9 protein-coding genes are annotated in these 16,914 nt (G+C 43.4%); 2 read left to right on the top strand and 7 right to left on the bottom strand.

Annotation, left to right across the window (positions count from 1 at the left end):
- Positions 1–7: 7 nt before the first annotated feature.
- A complete protein-coding gene (locus ACWIB3_RS01600) occupies positions 8–1,456 on the top strand; it encodes a RagB/SusD family nutrient uptake outer membrane protein (RefSeq protein ID WP_185215935.1) in 1,449 nt (482 codons plus the stop codon).
- A 79-nt stretch (positions 1,457–1,535) separates the two neighbouring features.
- On the opposite strand, the gene ACWIB3_RS01595 is transcribed toward ACWIB3_RS01600, so the two are convergent.
- From ACWIB3_RS01595 to ACWIB3_RS01565, 7 genes are all read right to left on the bottom strand, one after another.
- Positions 1,536–2,783, bottom strand: coding sequence for an alkaline phosphatase family protein (locus tag ACWIB3_RS01595; RefSeq protein ID WP_454290712.1), 1,248 nt, complete (start codon positions 2,781–2,783; stop codon positions 1,536–1,538).
- 18 nt (positions 2,784–2,801) lie between these two features.
- Positions 2,802–4,601 carry a RagB/SusD family nutrient uptake outer membrane protein gene (locus ACWIB3_RS01590; RefSeq protein WP_454290711.1) on the bottom strand — a complete coding sequence of 600 codons (1,800 nt, stop codon included), beginning with the start codon at positions 4,599–4,601 and terminating at the stop codon, positions 2,802–2,804.
- A gap of 4 nt (positions 4,602–4,605) precedes the next feature.
- Positions 4,606–7,899, bottom strand: coding sequence for a SusC/RagA family TonB-linked outer membrane protein (locus ACWIB3_RS01585; RefSeq protein WP_454290710.1), 3,294 nt, complete (start codon positions 7,897–7,899; stop codon positions 4,606–4,608).
- 258 nt (positions 7,900–8,157) lie between these two features.
- Positions 8,158–8,733, bottom strand: a complete 576-nt coding sequence (locus ACWIB3_RS01580) for a non-canonical purine NTP diphosphatase (RefSeq protein ID WP_185215933.1) — start codon at positions 8,731–8,733, stop codon at positions 8,158–8,160.
- Positions 8,734–8,808: 75 nt separating this feature from the next.
- Positions 8,809–9,360: a hypothetical protein gene (locus ACWIB3_RS01575; protein WP_185215932.1), complete on the bottom strand. Its 552-nt coding sequence runs from the start codon at positions 9,358–9,360 to the stop codon at positions 8,809–8,811.
- 28 nt (positions 9,361–9,388) lie between these two features.
- Complete coding sequence (locus ACWIB3_RS01570; protein WP_185211243.1) at positions 9,389–10,369, bottom strand: deoxyhypusine synthase family protein; 981 nt, start codon at positions 10,367–10,369, stop codon at positions 9,389–9,391.
- Positions 10,370–11,088: 719 nt separating this feature from the next.
- Entirely contained in the window at positions 11,089–12,189 is a 1,101-nt protein-coding gene (locus tag ACWIB3_RS01565; protein ID WP_185211244.1) for a mandelate racemase/muconate lactonizing enzyme family protein, read from the bottom strand.
- Positions 12,190–12,399: 210 nt separating this feature from the next.
- Between ACWIB3_RS01565 and gltB the strand changes: the two genes are divergently transcribed.
- Positions 12,400–16,899, top strand: coding sequence for a glutamate synthase large subunit (gene gltB, locus ACWIB3_RS01560; RefSeq protein ID WP_454290709.1), 4,500 nt, complete (start codon positions 12,400–12,402; stop codon positions 16,897–16,899).
- The last annotated feature ends 15 nt before the right edge of the window (positions 16,900–16,914 follow it).

Genomic DNA, 16,914 nt, shown 5'->3' with positions numbered 1-16,914 from the left:
TTGTGTCATGAGAAGATTTAAAATCAAAAATAAATTAGCAGGGCTATTAGTTCTAACGCCACTGTTGTTCAGTACCGTCTCTTGTAAAAAGGACTTTTTGGAACTATCCCCTGAACTATCGATACCTAGTGAATTCGTGTTCTCTAGCGCAGACCGTATCGAATCTCAAGTAGTAGGTATATATTCATCGATCAAGAATGGTCAGTTTTATGGCGGCCGTTACTTAATCTATAATGATATCCGTTCGGAAGAATTTGTCAATCAAAGACAGAATAACGTAACGGGTTATTCGACCTATCAATTCTCCAATGATGAAACAGACAGCTATGTTTCAGACTTTTGGGTAAGAGGTTATTTGACCATTAACCGCATCAATATCTTTTTGGAAGGTGTGGAGCCAATTGGTACCGATATCTTGGATGCCAACAAGAAAACTCAATTGATTGCGGAGGTTAAATTCATCCGTGCGCTGACTTATTATTCCTTGGTGCAGTTATTTGCTAAGCCATATGCAGCGGACAATGGTATTTCTAGAGGAATTCCGCTGCGTTTATTGGCAGAAAGAAACTCCGATAACAATGATTTAGCAGCAAGCCCTGTAAAGGACATCTATGCACAGATCCTAAAAGATTTGAATGAAGCGGAAGCCGCGGTACCAGCTACTTATGGAGATGCAGAATCTCAAAGTACCCGTGCGCATAAAAACACCGTTATTGCCTTCAAAACCCGTGTCTATCTAGCCATGAAGGATTATGCAAAGGTAATTTCGGAAGCAAACAAAATCGTAAGTGCCGCAGCACCATTCAAGGCTAGCTCTGGTGTCCAACATCAATTGGCACCTGCCATTACCGATGTATTTTCGAACTTCACGATCAACGAGCGTATCTTAAGTTTCCCTTTTGAAGCTAACAATGCCCCTGGAACACAAAACCAATTGGGTTATTACTACAACGAAGGAAATATCGAGTATTCATTGGCTGCAGATGGTATCTTTTCGAACGCTGCTTGGCCAGCAACCGATGCACGTAAGAAAGATTTGACTGGAAAATCTTCGGATGGCAAGTTGAATATATTAACGAAGTTCTCCAGTGCTTCACCTTATTTGGACTGGATCCCTGCAATCAGATATTCAGAGGTACTCTTGAACTTGGCAGAAGCTGAAGCAGAAGCGGGTTCTCAAACTAGAGCCTTGGCCTTATTGAAAGCGGTTCGTAATCGTTCTGATGCGGCTTATACCTTCCCAGCATTTGCAAACAAAGCGGCTTTGGTAGATGCCATCTTATTAGAACGTAGAATTGAGTTCTTGGGTGAAGGTCTACGTGTACCAGACTTACAGCGTAGAAATATGCCAATCAATTCCGAAGGTGCCGGCCGTTTGGTTCAACCTTCTGACGAGCGTTATGTTTTCCCAATTCCACTAGGGGAAACAATCACCAACCCTGGAGTAAGTAAATAATAAATATTAAGTTAATAGTAAATTAGAAGAGGCTGCATGATGCAGCCTCTTTCTTGTTATTGATCATCCTTTTTACTTATTATCTCACGATCCAGCGGTTCAAGGTATTGTCTTTCCCTTCAAACACTACCTTCAACATTTTGCTGTCTTTCAACTCCTTAGGCAATTTGACTTTCACTGCTCCTGAGCTTTGCTCAAACTCACCTAAATCAATATACTTATCATTCCCCTTTACGCCTTGCTGCTTGAAGTTGTTCGTTCCTGATACCAGTATCTTCACTTTATCATTTTTTTGAAGACTGGTCCAGCTGAGTATCAAACTATCATCTTTCAGCATAGCCTTTGGATGCGCAATGGAAACTTCACCTACAAATGGCACACCATCCAATTCATATTGCTGCTCTTTGGAAATGTTCACACCTAAATGTCTTGCCATGGAAGGCAAAATATCAACGATCTCAGGTGTATGCGCATAGAAATGCTTGTTCAACTCCTTTTTGTTTGTTGCTATCCAGATTCCCCTTTCACGATCGGTCTGACCACCATGGCTTTCACCGGTTGCCACATCTCTACCATGATCCGTGATCACGACAAACATCCAATCTTCATTATAATACTGCTCTCTATATTGCACTGCTGCAAATAGGTCACCCACCTGACGGTCCGCTATCTGTACCGCCTTCTCCATTTCAGGACTATCCCCAAAATGGTGACCGATATCATCGGTGTACTGAAGATAGACCCAACTGAAATCAGGCGCATCTTTCCTGATGCTCTGGCTCGCTTCCTTCACTACTTCTTCATCAATATTGTTGATATATTTTGATTGTTTATCATGCGGAAAACGAACGGTATCCAATTCATAACCATCATAATGATAATCAAACTTCAAATGTTCGGTCTGCGGTAGGCCCTCACCGATCAATTTTGTCCTATTATCCAACCAAGTGGAATAAATCCCGATTTTCTTGTCTTTCTGGTCATTCTTCAGAAACCTGAACATGGTCCAATAATTATAGTTTGGGTCTTCCAGACCATTGTCCCAAACATTGTGCTTGTTACCCCAGGTTCCAGTGATCATGCTGGTATAGCAAACCGCTGAAATGGTAGGCGTCTGGGAATAACCCGACTTCTCGCCGCCCATGGTCGCACGGGTATAGCCACCTATTTGGCTTACGGCATCAATAAATGGCGTACTTACCTTTTCCTTAACATCCGCCGGAATACCATCCACGATGATGACGATTGCTTTTTTAGCTTTCGGAGCTTGCGCATAGATCAAGCTGATGCTACAGAGGCAAGCAAGGATCAAACTGATTTTTTTCATAATGATTCTTTTATAATATTACCACCCAAAGATCTGTTTGAGATTGGTGTTGATATCTGCATCGTTTTTAGGAATGGGTCTATAATAATATTTAGGTTCTTCAAAACCACCAACCTTATCTACGACATCAATATATCCAGAATTTCCGTCACTTAAAAATACAGAAACATCCTGTCCTATTCTGCCGACCTTATAATATCTTAAGGTGACCCCTAAACTGTTCTTTTCTCTAACCTCAGGTAAGGATTCACTGGCTCCGATCAATTTGATATCCGCAATTCCATCACCCGTCACGTCGTGATTGCCCAATCCTTTGAAATAGATTCCCTGTGGTTTTCTTTCCAAAAGCTTACCTGCTTTCCAGCGCATCAAATCATTGAAACGGAATCCTTCAAATGCCAATTCCACCCTACGTTCTCTTCTTATTTCCAGGATCAAACTTTGGTTAGGTCCAGCAGTCTCCTTGAAATCGTTGGCCATTTTTGTATCCAACACCGGGTTCAAGGTCATATCCGGCATACCCGCTCTTTTTCGCAATAGGTTTACCGATTTATCTAAATCCGCTTGGTTGTTCAAGATTCCCAATTCGGCTTTAGCTTCTGCAAAGGTCAACAGGACTTCTGCATAGCGGTAAAGTGGGATATCGACATTGTATCTCTCTTCCTGAACACTGGTATTTAAGAAACCCTTGATCTGGTGATATCCCGAAAAGTTCTTACTCAATTGCTGTACATATAAACCTGGCCCCTGCGAATAGGTACTGACATATACCAGGTTCCAACCGGGTGCAGCATAGGTTTGGGCCAGCCTAGGATCCCTATCCTTAAACTCTTCCACAAAGGAGAACTTCTCATAACCCGCCTTATTGGTATAGATCGAACCATCCTTCATCAGATAACTCTGCACCACATCGCGGAGTGGATAGTATTCATAATTCCCAAACATCCCGGGCCAATCCGAACGATTGATGACATTGTTGGCATAAAATCGACCCAGAATTACCTCGCTGTTATTTTCAAGATTTGGATTATTATACAAGGAGGCATAATCTGACTCGGCCTTCCCTGTGTTATGAATAGCATAACCAGCATTGCTCATGATGTTTTCGGCAGTTTGATATGCAATGGTCAAGAAGTTATCCACGGTCTTGTCCAAGCCTAAGTATTTATGGTATTTACGGTAGGTTCCTTCAAATAGGGCAAAGCGGCTATATTCCTGCCCGATCACCCATTTATTCACTTTTCCAGGAACCTTGGTTGCTTCCACATTTTCAAAGGCAAACTTAAAGTCTTCCATGATTTTCTGCACCACCAATTCTCGAGGATCTCTTTTGCCAAACAAAGCTGCCTGATCTTCCACCTTAACCACCTTATCTACCCAAGGCACATCCGAAAAGCGCTGCACTTTATTCACATAGAACCTAGCCCTAAAATATCTTGCTAAACCTTCATAATGCTTCAGCTTCGCTTCTGAGATCTTCGCCTGTGGAAGATTCTCCAACATAAAGTTGATATCTCTCAACTTCTCCCAATTCCATCCTTCGGTAATATTTGCTGCTGAAGCTGTTCCGAGCATGATGTTTTTGATCTCCTTATTACCTGTGGTACTCGCATTGTCGGTAGTTGCATCCTGCTCATAAAAACCGTTGTCCAGAAAATCATAGAGGTTCAAGGCATACATGTCCAGATCGGACTCCGTCTTGAAAAAATTCTCCTTCTGCACCATCGTTTCAGGCAATCGGTCAAGGTAACTGTCATTACACCCTGCAAACGTAAGCAAGGAGGCAGTCAATAAACTTAATTTGATATATCGTTTCATTATTTTAAAAGGTTAATTGTAGACCAGCAGAAAAACTACGTTGGAATGGATACATGGCTCCATTACCCTCCCTCGTTCTTGCTACGGTTGGATCTGTATAGGTGTTGATGTTCAAAACCTCGGGGTCAAAATATCTCTTTACTGCCGACCATTCCATCAGGTTTTCTGCACTGACATAAACCCTAAGGTTCTTCACTTTAGCTCTTTCCAACAAATGATTTGGAATGGTGTAGCCAATGGTGACATTCTTGAATCGCAAATATGCCGCATTCAATAAGTATCGTGTCTGTGGAATAGCAGCACCCTGAGCCTCATTGACACGCGTTCCTAAGTTCAGATCCGCCAACCAAGATTGAAGGACAGGATATTTGGCATCCAGATTCTGGTCTGCCAAACCTAAGGCTAAATAGGAAGCGGAATGTTTCGCACGGTCAGCATCAGAATCATTGTTAGGACGATAGAAATCTATGAGATGGGAATAGATATTTCCATAAGGCTGTTGGTAAACACCCCAGTAAAGGTAATCCAGAGGATAATAATCTCGCTTCCCGATACCTTGTAAAAATGCCCGCACATCAAATCCTTTCCAGCTGGCATTCAGGTTCAGACCAAAATTGTAACGTGGGGTAGAATTACCAATAATTTTCAAGTCCTTGGTATCACCCAATACATAGCCTTTTTCAATTTTGCCATTACCATCTTGATCGACAAACTTTGGCCATCCCGGAACAATCGATAAGGCACCCCATGGAATGATCGAGGTTTGGTCCAGCTTATTGATCTCTTCTTGATTTTGGAAGAAACCATCGCTTTCCAATCCCCAGATTTCGCCCAGTTCCATACCCTTATAGAATTGGGTAATTCTCTGGTTCGGGTTGTCAAATTTGGTAATCTTGGCGTAGGAATCCGATAGCACAAAAGTGGCCCCGAAATTCAGGATTGAGCCCGAGACATCTTTCGAATCATTATAGGACAAGGTCAATTCCCAGCCGTTGGTTGCCAGGTCAGCCGCATTTTCATTCGGCTCCTTTACCCCTAAGATCTTAGGAAGCTCCTTTCCGAAGGTCAACATGCCCATGGTATTTCTACGGTAGATATCAAATGAACCATTAAACTTATTCTGCATAAAGCCAAAGTCCAAACCTAAGTTGTAGGTTTTTACCTTCTCCCATGTATAATGGTTAGACACTAAACCTGGTGCTTTTATCGATGGATTCACTTTGCCGCCGATCAAATATGGAGATTCAAAAGGCTCCATAGTTGGGATATAACCAAAGTTGGATACCGCCTGGTTACCTAATTCACCATATGAACCTCTTACCTTCAATTGGCTTAACCAATTGACATCCGACAAGAAGTTTTCCTTGTTGATCAACCATGCTATGGACCCCGACGGGAAGAAACCGAAACGGCTAGCCTTTGGAAATCTTGAAGAACCATCATAACGACCATTCAATTCCAAGATATACTTATCATCATAGATATAGTTCAAGCGGTAGAATGCTCCTCGCAGGGCATACTTGTCGATTTCCTCTCCTACTTCAGCAGTACCGGTTGCCAATGCCACGGTAGGGAAGAGATCAGAGATCAATCCTTGTCTCTCTGCAACGATATTTTCCCATCGATAATCCTCTTGGTTGAAACCTAGGACGGCAGTTACCTGATGTTTATCAAAGGTCTGATTATAGGTTCCAAAGATATTGTAGACATTATAGTAAGAGAATCCCGCCTCACGATAGGCTGATGAAATTCCTTCCTCACGGATATCATCCGGACCATAACCAATTTTATATCTGGTCGTGTATCTGTTTAAGTTCCTGGTATTCCTTTGGAACGTATAGTCTGCATTGATCTTAAACTTGTTTTCAAACAAACGCAATTCAGCATTGAATGTAGACTGTAAGTCATTGCGTTTGGTCCTCATCTGTCCCCCATCGACCATTTTGGCGGCAATACGGCCTGCACCAACATTTCGATCCACATCGGAATACGCCCAACTACCATCCGGGTTTTTCAAGGTGCTCGTTGGGAAAACATGGTAGATTTCAGCCATGGAACTGGATGAACTGTACAAGGATGGATTTACCCTTTCGTTCAATCCAATAACCGTATTATTACCCACAGAAAGGTAATCGTTCAGCTTATAGTTTACCTTGGATCGGATACTGTATCGATCAAAATAATCATCAGCGATTTTAATGGGAGAATTTTGACGGTTGTAGCCCGTACTGATATAATAATTGACCTTATCACTGGATCCTGAAATCGAAAGGTCATGGTTATGGGTATTGTTCCAGTCGGACAGGAAATAACGGGTCCAATCTCTATTACCCATATATTCCCATTGTTTTGGGTTACTAGGGTCAATCCTTACATCAGCGATGCTAGGGTTATCCGACCTTTCCTTGGCATATTGATAATATTGCTCCGAGAAATTCACGTTATCCCAAGGTGTATTATCGGTTGATGTCTCCAATAAACGTGAGAAAACGTAGGGATCTGTAATCTTATCTGGAATGACGGTCGGCGTATTCCAGGTAAAGTTATTGCTATAGTTGATTTTTAGGGCTCCTTTACCTGATTTAGAGGTAATCAAGATAACCCCGAAGGATGCCCTAGCTCCGTAAATCGCAGCAGCAGAAGCATCTTTGATCACCGACATGGATTCAATATCTTGTGGTGATATCCTGTTCAGTTCTGCCGAACTGATAGGCACGTTGTCCAATAAAATCAATGGGTCCCCACCATTGATGGACGTGATACCACGGATATTGATCTTTGCAGCCTCTCCAGGAGCACCAGAATTGAACTGTACATTTAAGTTGGGCACCAAACCTTGCAATCCTTGGGAAACGTTGGCAATAGGACGGCTCTCCAGTTCTTTACCACTGACATAATCAACAGCTCCGGAAAGGTTGACTTTCTTTTGGGAGCCATAACCGATGACCACCAGTTCCTCCAGATTTGAGGAATTGGAATTCAGGGTAAAATTGTTCTGATCAGCAATGACGAAGATTTTGCTGTCATAACCAATGGAGCTGATCTGGATGGACTCTCCTTTAGCTGCCCGCAAACTGAACTGGCCATTTTCATCGGTTTGGGTAGAAATTCCAGCGTTCAGATTCTTTACAGTGGCACCTTGGATTGGGCGAGCAGATTCATCCATGACTTTGCCCGTAAAGACCTCCTGGTCCTGGACAATGGATAGAACCTCACCCATACTATGGGAGCTTGGGATTTGAAATCCTACAAGCAAAAAAGCCGCTAAATACAGCTTTGGAGCTTTAATTAATCTCATTGAAATGTGGGTTAATATTTTGCCGTAAAAGTAGCCCCGCACATTTAAGGTAACATTAACACAATAAAAAGATTAGGTAATTAAACAATGAGAAAATTGTTAATTAAGACATAAAAAATAGGCGGATCCGCTAATTTTCCGCCTACTCTGCATCAAAAATAGATTTTGTTGCTTAATTATGTTAAAAGTATGTTAACATGTGAAAAAAACATAGTTTTTAACATACCCGTAATTCATCAATTATTTTATAATTAATATTTATTCTTTTGAGTTTAAAAAACCAACCAACTTTGCCACGGCTTGCGAGCGATGACTGATCTTGTTTTTTTCTTCCAAACTCATTTCCGCAAAGGTCTGATCATAACCCTCCGGAATAAAGATCGGATCATAACCGAAGCCTTCCGTTCCTGTCCGACTTGCAATGATCCTTCCCTCTACAGTACCTTCAAAGAAATGCTGCTCTCCATTTAAGAACAGGGAAATAACCGTTTTGAATCTTGCCCTGCGGTTTTCTTGGTCTTGTAGCTTTTCCAAAACCAGGTCAATGTTCTTTTCCATATCCCTAGACCCTGAATAACGGGCAGAATATACCCCAGGTTCCCCATTCAAGGCGTCAATTTCTAAACCCGAATCGTCTCCGAAACAATTCACTTGATACTTTTGGAATAGGTAATCTGTTTTTTGTTGGGCATTCTCCTGAAAAGTAACTCCAGTTTCAGGAATATCATCATCACAACCTATATCAGCCAATGATTTCAAGACAAACCTATCTCCCACCATCTGTTGTACTTCTTCCAGTTTATGCGCATTGTTTGTAGCAAATACCAATTCCATAGCTCTAAATTTAAGCTTCAAAAATAGCATTCTATTTAAGCAATCAAGAAAGGAAGAAAGAAAAAATGGGAAAAACTAGGATTGAATAAAGGTCTTGAACTCATTCCAGAACAGTTTCTTTTTCTGGACATCAGCAAACATCTCTTCAAAGCTGAAGGTATTGAACACGGTCGCGATCTTACCGCGCATATAGGAGTTATGGCCGATTTCTGGAAGCTTTAGGGAGGTAGGTTCCACACCTAAAAGCGTAATTTTCTTGGGTTGGAAAAACTGCATGATCTGCTTCCACTCATTTGGGTTATGGGGGTTTGCCAGATTCAGCACCGCAACATTATCCGCATTCAATTGTAGGGCACCGATGGTTTTCAAAAATGCTTCTTCTGCCTGTGGCGAGAAGTAAGGATAGTCCGGATAACGCAGGATAAACAGCACGCCGGTCGACTTGTCCCCTTGATAAACAAACTCCTCAGCAGAGGCTTCAAAATGCCCTTGCTGAGGAGATGTATGTTGGTTGCCAACGGTTTGGGTCTCTACGATGGGCATGACAGAACCGGGGATAGCAAATACCGTTTCAGACATCAAGGCCTGAATCGCTATTGGATTATCTGTCGTAAGGTTCTTGTCCATCCTATTTCCTTGCGCCGTTGTAATTATCTTATTGACCTAATACCCAAGCAAAAATCAATGGAGCCACGATCGTAGCATCCGATTCTACAATAAACTTAGGCGATTCGGTATCCAATTTACCCCAAGTGATCTTCTCATTTGGCACTGCACCAGAATAGGAACCATAAGAAGTTGTTGAATCCGAGATTTGGCAGAAGTATGACCAGAAAGGAACATCATGCCATTCAAGATCTTGGTACATCATAGGAACCACACAGATTGGGAAGTCACCAGCGATACCACCACCGATCTGGAAGAAACCTACACCTTTGCCACCTGAGTTAGCACGGTACCATTCTGTCAAATAGATCATGTATTCGATACCAGTTTTCACTGTATGCGCTTTCAATTCACCTTTGATGACATATGAAGCAAAGATATTACCTGTTGTGGAGTCTTCCCATCCCGGTACGATGATAGGAATGTTTTTTTCTGCAGCAGCCAAAATCCAAGAGTTCTTTGGATCAATTTCATAGTGTTGTTCCAAAACGCCAGATAATACTACTTTGTATAAGAATTCATGTGGAAAATAGCGTTCGCCAGCAGCTTCAGCATCTTTCCATACCTTTTCAAGGTGAACTTGCAATCTTCTGAAAGCCTCTTCTTCAGGGATACAGGTGTCAGTAACACGGTTGTAATGGTTTTCTAACAATTCCCATTCGTCTTGAGGAGTAAGATCACGGTAGTTAGGAACACGTTTATAGTGTGAGTGCGCTACCAAGTTCATCACGTCCTCTTCCAGATTTGCACCAGTACAGGAAATGATAGCCACTTTGTCCTGACGGATCATTTCAGCTAATGAAATTCCAAGCTCAGCAGTACTCATAGCACCTGCTAGTGAAACCAACATTTTACCACCTTCTGCTAGGTGGGTTTCATAACCTTTTGCGGCATCAACTAAGGAAGCGGCATTGAAGTGAAGATAGTTTTTCTCAATAAATTGAGAAATAGGACCTCTTTGTGTACTCATAATCTTATATTCAAATAAATGTTCACAAAGGTACTGATTTATTCAAGAATTACTGAGCGCTATGCATGCTAAACGCCCCGAATCTCCTGCAATCAAAGAAATTTGAGCGGAAGCTATAATAATATCCATTCGATAGGCATTCAAAAAAGCAGTTAATTCGGCTTATAAGCCTGTTTTTTAACAAATGTTAAAAAATGCTCTTAATTAGGCTTGGAGGCTATGAAATAACCAATCCAAAGGCTCATGCAGGTGGAGACAGACCCAAACAGTAATCCCTTCGATTACATTTGAAGCATTTTTAATGCTAACCGGCAATGGAAATTCCGAGGACATAAGTTGGTTTTATTCGAGACATATTCCGAAAATTCGCAAAATGTTCACAAAGATGGAGCCAGCAATGTGCTCCGATCTCCGAAGCATTCTCGAATATCTCTCGAATGTGTCTCGAATGAAACCCCTAAAATGGTTAGAATCTGAACTGCAAAAATCGGCCTGTGAAAAGAGCTTGATTGCAGACCGAGCTGGTCAGAAGAAAAACAGCTCCAAACCTTAATTTTTTGGAGCTGTTTTTCCTTATTAAATATTGCTTGTTACTTTCTCTTTAAAAGCTTGGAAAAAAGCCAAAAGAAAAAAACGACAATTACGATCAGGATAAACAAGATGATGATCTCATTCGTTCCTAGGTTCCAGGTGTCATTATTCAGCATATCGGTATGATTTTAGGAAATTGTCCATTTTTCACATTTCTCCAGGAATGCAGGGTCAATATCCGCTGCTATACCTGGTCCTTCGGTAATCTTGATGGAATAGCCATCATATTGAATTCCGCCAATAACAGGATCCTCAAGATGTCCTACCATGCAGGTATCCAGGTCAAAGAATTTCACGTTAGGCGCAGCATAAGCAAAATGGGTCTTAGCGGCAAGTGCCAAACGGCTTTCCAACATGCCTCCGATCATACAAGGGATACCAAATTCTTGCGCAACCGCCTGGATCTTTAAGGATTCCGCAATCCCCGAGGATTTGGAGAACTTAATATTGATATAGTCACAACTGTCTGTCCTGCATAGGCGTTCTGCATCATGATGGTCATAGACAGACTCATCAGCCATGATCGGAACGATGGTTTCAGACCTCAACTGGGGCAATAGATGATCGTTATAGGTACGCATTGGCTGTTCACAGAATTGGATCTTCAAAGGTTCAAGCCCTTTTAATGCTTCCATGGCCTCTTCATAGCTCCAGCCCTGGTTGGCATCAATCCGGATAGGGATATCAAATCCAACAGCTTGTCGGATAGCTTTAATGCGGGCAATATCATCCTGAGGTTTCTTGCCCAATTTCACTTTTAAGGCAACGGCACCATGATCGTGCAGATCCTTGGCTTTAGCCGCCATTTGTTCCGGGCTAGCGATACCAATGGTAATATCCGTTACGATCTCTCTTGGCTTTCCACCCAAGAATTGATAAAGTGGCACACCTGCTTTCTTAGCAGCTAGGTCATAAAGGGCCATATCAAAGGCCGACTTAATGGTCGCGTTTTTGGCAATGTAAAGGTGCAATTCGGCCAATCGCTCTTCAATTGCCAAAGGGTCCTTACCGATCCAGATCTTTGCAAAATCCTGGGCCACAGCGATACAGGTGTTTTGCGTTTCCCCAACAATCATCGGAAAGGCAGAACATTCACCCACTCCGTAAAGGCCTTCATCCGAAATGACCTTCACAAAAGTGTTCTGAGCAAACTCCATCACTCCCGTTGCAATGACAAAGGGTTCCATGGGAATACTCAACCTATAAATTTCAATTTCTTTGATCAACATAATTTATTAGTTCAAATAGCAAATGTAACGAATGATATTCCATTTTTATAAGCAAATGGCGAAACAAATACAATTTCAATTATCAAACAGCTTTAAATTTATATTAACCTCAACGTTTTTGATTATTTTTTATCATTATTGCAAATATTTTATGTTTTTATTCATATATTAGCAAACTCGTTTGTTATTTTATCTAATTATCATATTACAATGCAGCAAGAAGGACTTTACAACCCAGCGTTTGAGCACGATGCCTGTGGTGTTGGATTTGTAGCCCACATCAAGGGTCAGAAGTCACATCAACAGGTTAAAGATGCACTTACCATGTTAGAGAACATGGAACACCGTGGAGCTTGTGGTTGCGATCCAGAGTCGGGCGACGGCGCGGGGATCATGATCCAGTTACCTCATGAATTTCTTTGGGAAGAATGTATTGAGTTGGGCATCCAACTTCAGGAACCAGGATATTATGGAGTAGGGATGTTGTTTCTCCCGAAGGAGGCAAGCATGAACCGTATCTGCCGTGATGTCATTGCCGAAGCTGCAAATGAAAGAGGCATGGAACTATTGGGGTTCCGAGCTGTTCCGGTAAATCGAGAAGGCATAGGTCCAACCGCCTTAGGTGCAGAACCAGAAATCGTTCAGTTCTTCATCTCCAGGCCGGCAGGGGTGGCAAACACCGAAGATTTTGAACGGAAATTATTTGTCTTAAGACGCTTAATCATCCAAAAAATCAAACTTCACCAAGAGTACCCCCTTCCACTCTACATCGCTTCTCTATCTTGCAAAACCATAATTTACAAAGGACAATTAACTACTTACCAGGTAGGGTCATATTTTGAAGACCTGAGGGATCCGCGTGTGGTATCGGCATTTGGCTTGGTCCACTCTAGGTTCTCCACCAATACTTTCCCTTCATGGTCACTGGCTCAACCCTTCCGCATGATTGCGCACAATGGGGAGATCAACACCCTGACCGGAAACTTAAACTGGTTTTACGCTGGTGTTAGGGCTTATTCATCCCCATTCTTTACCGAAGAGGAGATGGAAATCCTATTGCCCGTAGTAGACCGCGGACAGTCAGACTCGGCATGTTTGGACAATGTGGTGGAGCTCTTGCTTCATAGTGGCCGTAGCTTGCCGCATGTCATGTTGATGTTGGTACCAGAGGCATGGGATGGCAACGAGCAGATGGACCCACTGAAAAAAGCTTTCTATGAATACCATGCGACCTTGATGGAGCCATGGGACGGTCCGGCAGCATTATGTTTTACCGATGGAAAAATCATCGGTGCGACCTTAGACCGAAACGGTCTGCGTCCATTGCGCTACGCAGTAACTTCAGATGACCGTGTGGTGGTCGCTTCAGAAGCTGGTGCATTGCCAATTGATGAAGCCTTGATCATCAAAAAAGGAAGACAGCAACCGGGCAAGATCTTCGTGGTGGATATGGAAGCTGGAAAGATCCGTTCGGATGAAGAAGTAAAAGGCGAATTGATCCGTCAACAACCTTATGGAGAATGGATCAACAACTATAAAATCAAATTAGAGGAATTGGCAGAGCCAAGGGTAACCTTTACCTACCTGTCCAAGGAATCTGTATTCAAATATCAATTATCCTTCGGCTATTCTCGAGAGGACCTCGAAACGATTCTGACCCCAATGGCCTTGACCGGCTATGAGCCGATCGGTTCTATGGGAACGGACGTTCCATTGGCCGTCCTTTCTGATCAGCCACAGCATATCTCAAGTTATTTCAAGCAATTCTTTGCTCAGGTTACCAACCCACCGATCGACCCGATCCGCGAACGTTTGGTGATGAGCTTGGCAACCTTTATCGGAAACTCCGGCAATATTTTGGTGGAAGACAAGAAATTCTGCCACTGTGTAACCCTAGAACATCCGATCTTGACATCCAGTGAATTGGAGAAACTACGCTCCATCGACACCGGTGTATTCCAGGCGAAAACCATTCAGAGTTATTTCCGAGCTGACGGCAAGGAAGGTTCCTTGGAAGCTGGTCTGGAAAGGCTTTGCCGCTATGCAGACGATGCCGTACGTGATGGCTTTGAAGTGATCATCCTGTCTGACCGGGCGATCGACTCCCAGCACTGTGCTATCCCTTCTCTACTAGCTGTTTCGGCAGTACACCACCACTTGATCAAAACGGGCAACCGTGGCGCCGTAGGTTTGGTCGTTGAAGCTGGAGATGCATGGGAAGTTCATCATTTTGCCTGTCTATTGGCTTTCGGAGCTACAGCCATCAACCCATATATGGCATTGGCAAGTATCCGGACCATGAAAGAGATCGGCCATCTGGAAACCGAACTGACCTGGGATGACCTGAAAAAGAACTATGTAAAGGCCGTATGCAACGGTTTGTTGAAAATCTTCTCGAAGATGGGTATTTCAACCCTGCAATCTTACCATGGTGCCCAGATCTTTGAGGTACTAGGAATAGACAGCCAAGTCGTGGACAGCTACTTCTGTGGTGCAGTCTCCAGAATTGGCGGCTTGAACCTAGATGATATCGCTAAGGAAGCCCTGGCAAAACATTGGCGAGGATTTGAAAACAGCAGATCGGCACCTACCCTATTGCCGGAAGGTGGAATCTACCAATGGAAAAGAAGAGGTGAAGGTCACTTATGGAATCCGCAGACCGTGCATTTGTTGCAACAGGCCTGCAGGACAGATGATTTTTCTACCTACAAGAAATATGCAACACTGATCAACAACCAAAAGGAACGTATGTTCACCTTGAGGGGATTATTGGATTTTGCAAAACATAGAAGTCCGATTTCCATCGACCAGGTGGAACCGGCGAGCGAAATCATGAAACGCTTTGCCACTGGTGCGATGTCCTTCGGATCGATTTCGCATGAGGCCCACAGTACCTTGGCCATTGCGATGAACCGCATCGGTGGGAAGTCCAATACGGGCGAGGGTGGTGAAGATGAAATTCGCTATCAAAAATTACCCAACGGAGATTCCATGCGTTCGGCAATCAAACAGGTTGCTTCGGCACGTTTTGGGGTAACATCCAATTACCTGACCCAAGCGGATGAATTACAGATAAAAATGGCTCAAGGGGCCAAACCAGGAGAAGGAGGACAGCTACCGGGACATAAAGTAGATGATTGGATCGCGAGAGTGCGACATTCTACACCTGGAGTAGGCCTGATCTCCCCGCCTCCACACCACGACATCTATTCCATCGAGGATTTGGCGCAATTGATATTCGACCTGAAGAATGCCAATAGACAAGCGCGCATCAATGTAAAATTGGTGTCGAAAGCTGGAGTAGGTACCATTGCAGCAGGGGTTGCCAAGGCACATGCCGACGTGATCCTGATTGCAGGTTATGATGGCGGAACTGGAGCCTCTCCAATCAGCTCCATCAAACATGCAGGACTACCTTGGGAACTAGGCTTGGCCGAAGCTCATCAGACCCTTGTACTGAACAAACTTCGCAGCCGTGTGGTATTGCAAGCAGACGGACAGATGAAGACCGGTAGAGACTTGGTGATCGCCACTTTATTAGGCGCTGAAGAATGGGGCGTTGCCACAGCAGCGCTGGTAGCTGGCGGCTGTATCATGATGCGTAAATGCCATCTGAACACCTGCCCCGTAGGTGTTGCAACCCAAGATCCCGAACTGAGAAAGCTATTCACCGGAAAACCGGACGATGTCGTGAACCTATTCCGTTTTTTGGCGGAAGAAATGCGCGAGATCATGGCAGAGTTAGGATTTAAATCCATCAATGAAATGGTAGGTAAAGCTCAATTCCTGAAGAAAAGAGAAAACCTAGGCCACTGGAAAGTAAATAAAATCAACTTCTCGGGCATATTACACGTAGCTCCAAACGCAAACGGAGAAACCCTGTACAATACGGAAGAACAGGACCATGGCATGAGCATGATCTTGGATTGGGGATTATTGAACCAATCAAAATTGGCGCTGGAAACCAAGACTCCAGTTTTTGGCACCTTTAAGGTGAAAAACACCGATCGTACCATCGGAACCCTATTATCCAATGAGATCTCGAAGATCTATGGTTCAGAAGGTCTTCCGGACAATACCATCAACTTTAAGTTCGAGGGTTCTGCCGGGCAGTCCTTTGGCGCATTCAATACCAAGGGAATCTCCTTTGAACTGGAAGGCGAAGCCAATGACTACGTAGGAAAAGGGCTTTCAGGAGCACAGTTGGCCATATATCCTGCAAAGGAAAGTAATTTGGTGCCACAGGATAATATCATTATCGGCAATGTGGCCCTTTATGGTGCAACTTCTGGCCACCTATTTATCAACGGAATGGCCGGAGAGCGTTTCGCGGTAAGGAATTCGGGAGCGACTGCCGTTGTGGAAGGCGTTGGTGACCACGGCTGTGAATACATGACCGGCGGAAGGGCCTTGATCTTAGGCGAGACCGGAAGGAACTTTGCCGCTGGAATGAGTGGTGGTATCGCATGGATCTATGACCTTGCGGGCACCTTCAAAGAGAACTGCAACAAGGAAATGGTTGACCTGGATCCATTGGAAACCGAGGATGAAACTGCCATCATCGCCTTGCTGAAACGCCATATCCACCTAACCAAAAGTGAGCGGGCCAGCTTTATCTTGGAAAATTGGGCATCGGAAAAGAACCGATTCATCAAAGTGTACCCAAGAGAGTACAAGAATGTGGTGAACAAAAAATTAGTAACAGCATAATCAAGGAGGAACATC

The sequence above is a fragment of the Sphingobacterium sp. NPDC055431 genome (genome assembly GCF_053644255.1).
This window is presented reverse-complemented; position numbering and strand designations above follow the sequence as displayed.

Bases quoted from the DNA above. Each gene is read 5' to 3' on its own strand.
- ACWIB3_RS01600 (WP_185215935.1), top strand. From the start codon at position 8: ATGAGAAGATTTAAAATCAAAAATAAATTAGCAGGGCTATTAGTTCTA.
- ACWIB3_RS01595 (WP_454290712.1), bottom strand. From the start codon at position 2,783: ATGAAAAAAATCAGTTTGATCCTTGCTTGCCTCTGTAGCATCAGCTTG.
- ACWIB3_RS01590 (WP_454290711.1), bottom strand. From the start codon at position 4,601: ATGAAACGATATATCAAATTAAGTTTATTGACTGCCTCCTTGCTTACG.
- ACWIB3_RS01585 (WP_454290710.1), bottom strand. From the start codon at position 7,899: ATGAGATTAATTAAAGCTCCAAAGCTGTATTTAGCGGCTTTTTTGCTT.
- ACWIB3_RS01580 (WP_185215933.1), bottom strand. From the start codon at position 8,733: ATGGAATTGGTATTTGCTACAAACAATGCGCATAAACTGGAAGAAGTA.
- ACWIB3_RS01575 (WP_185215932.1), bottom strand. From the start codon at position 9,360: ATGGACAAGAACCTTACGACAGATAATCCAATAGCGATTCAGGCCTTG.
- ACWIB3_RS01570 (WP_185211243.1), bottom strand. From the start codon at position 10,369: ATGAGTACACAAAGAGGTCCTATTTCTCAATTTATTGAGAAAAACTAT.
- ACWIB3_RS01565 (WP_185211244.1), bottom strand. From the start codon at position 12,189: ATGTTGATCAAAGAAATTGAAATTTATAGGTTGAGTATTCCCATGGAA.
- gltB (WP_454290709.1), top strand. From the start codon at position 12,400: ATGCAGCAAGAAGGACTTTACAACCCAGCGTTTGAGCACGATGCCTGT.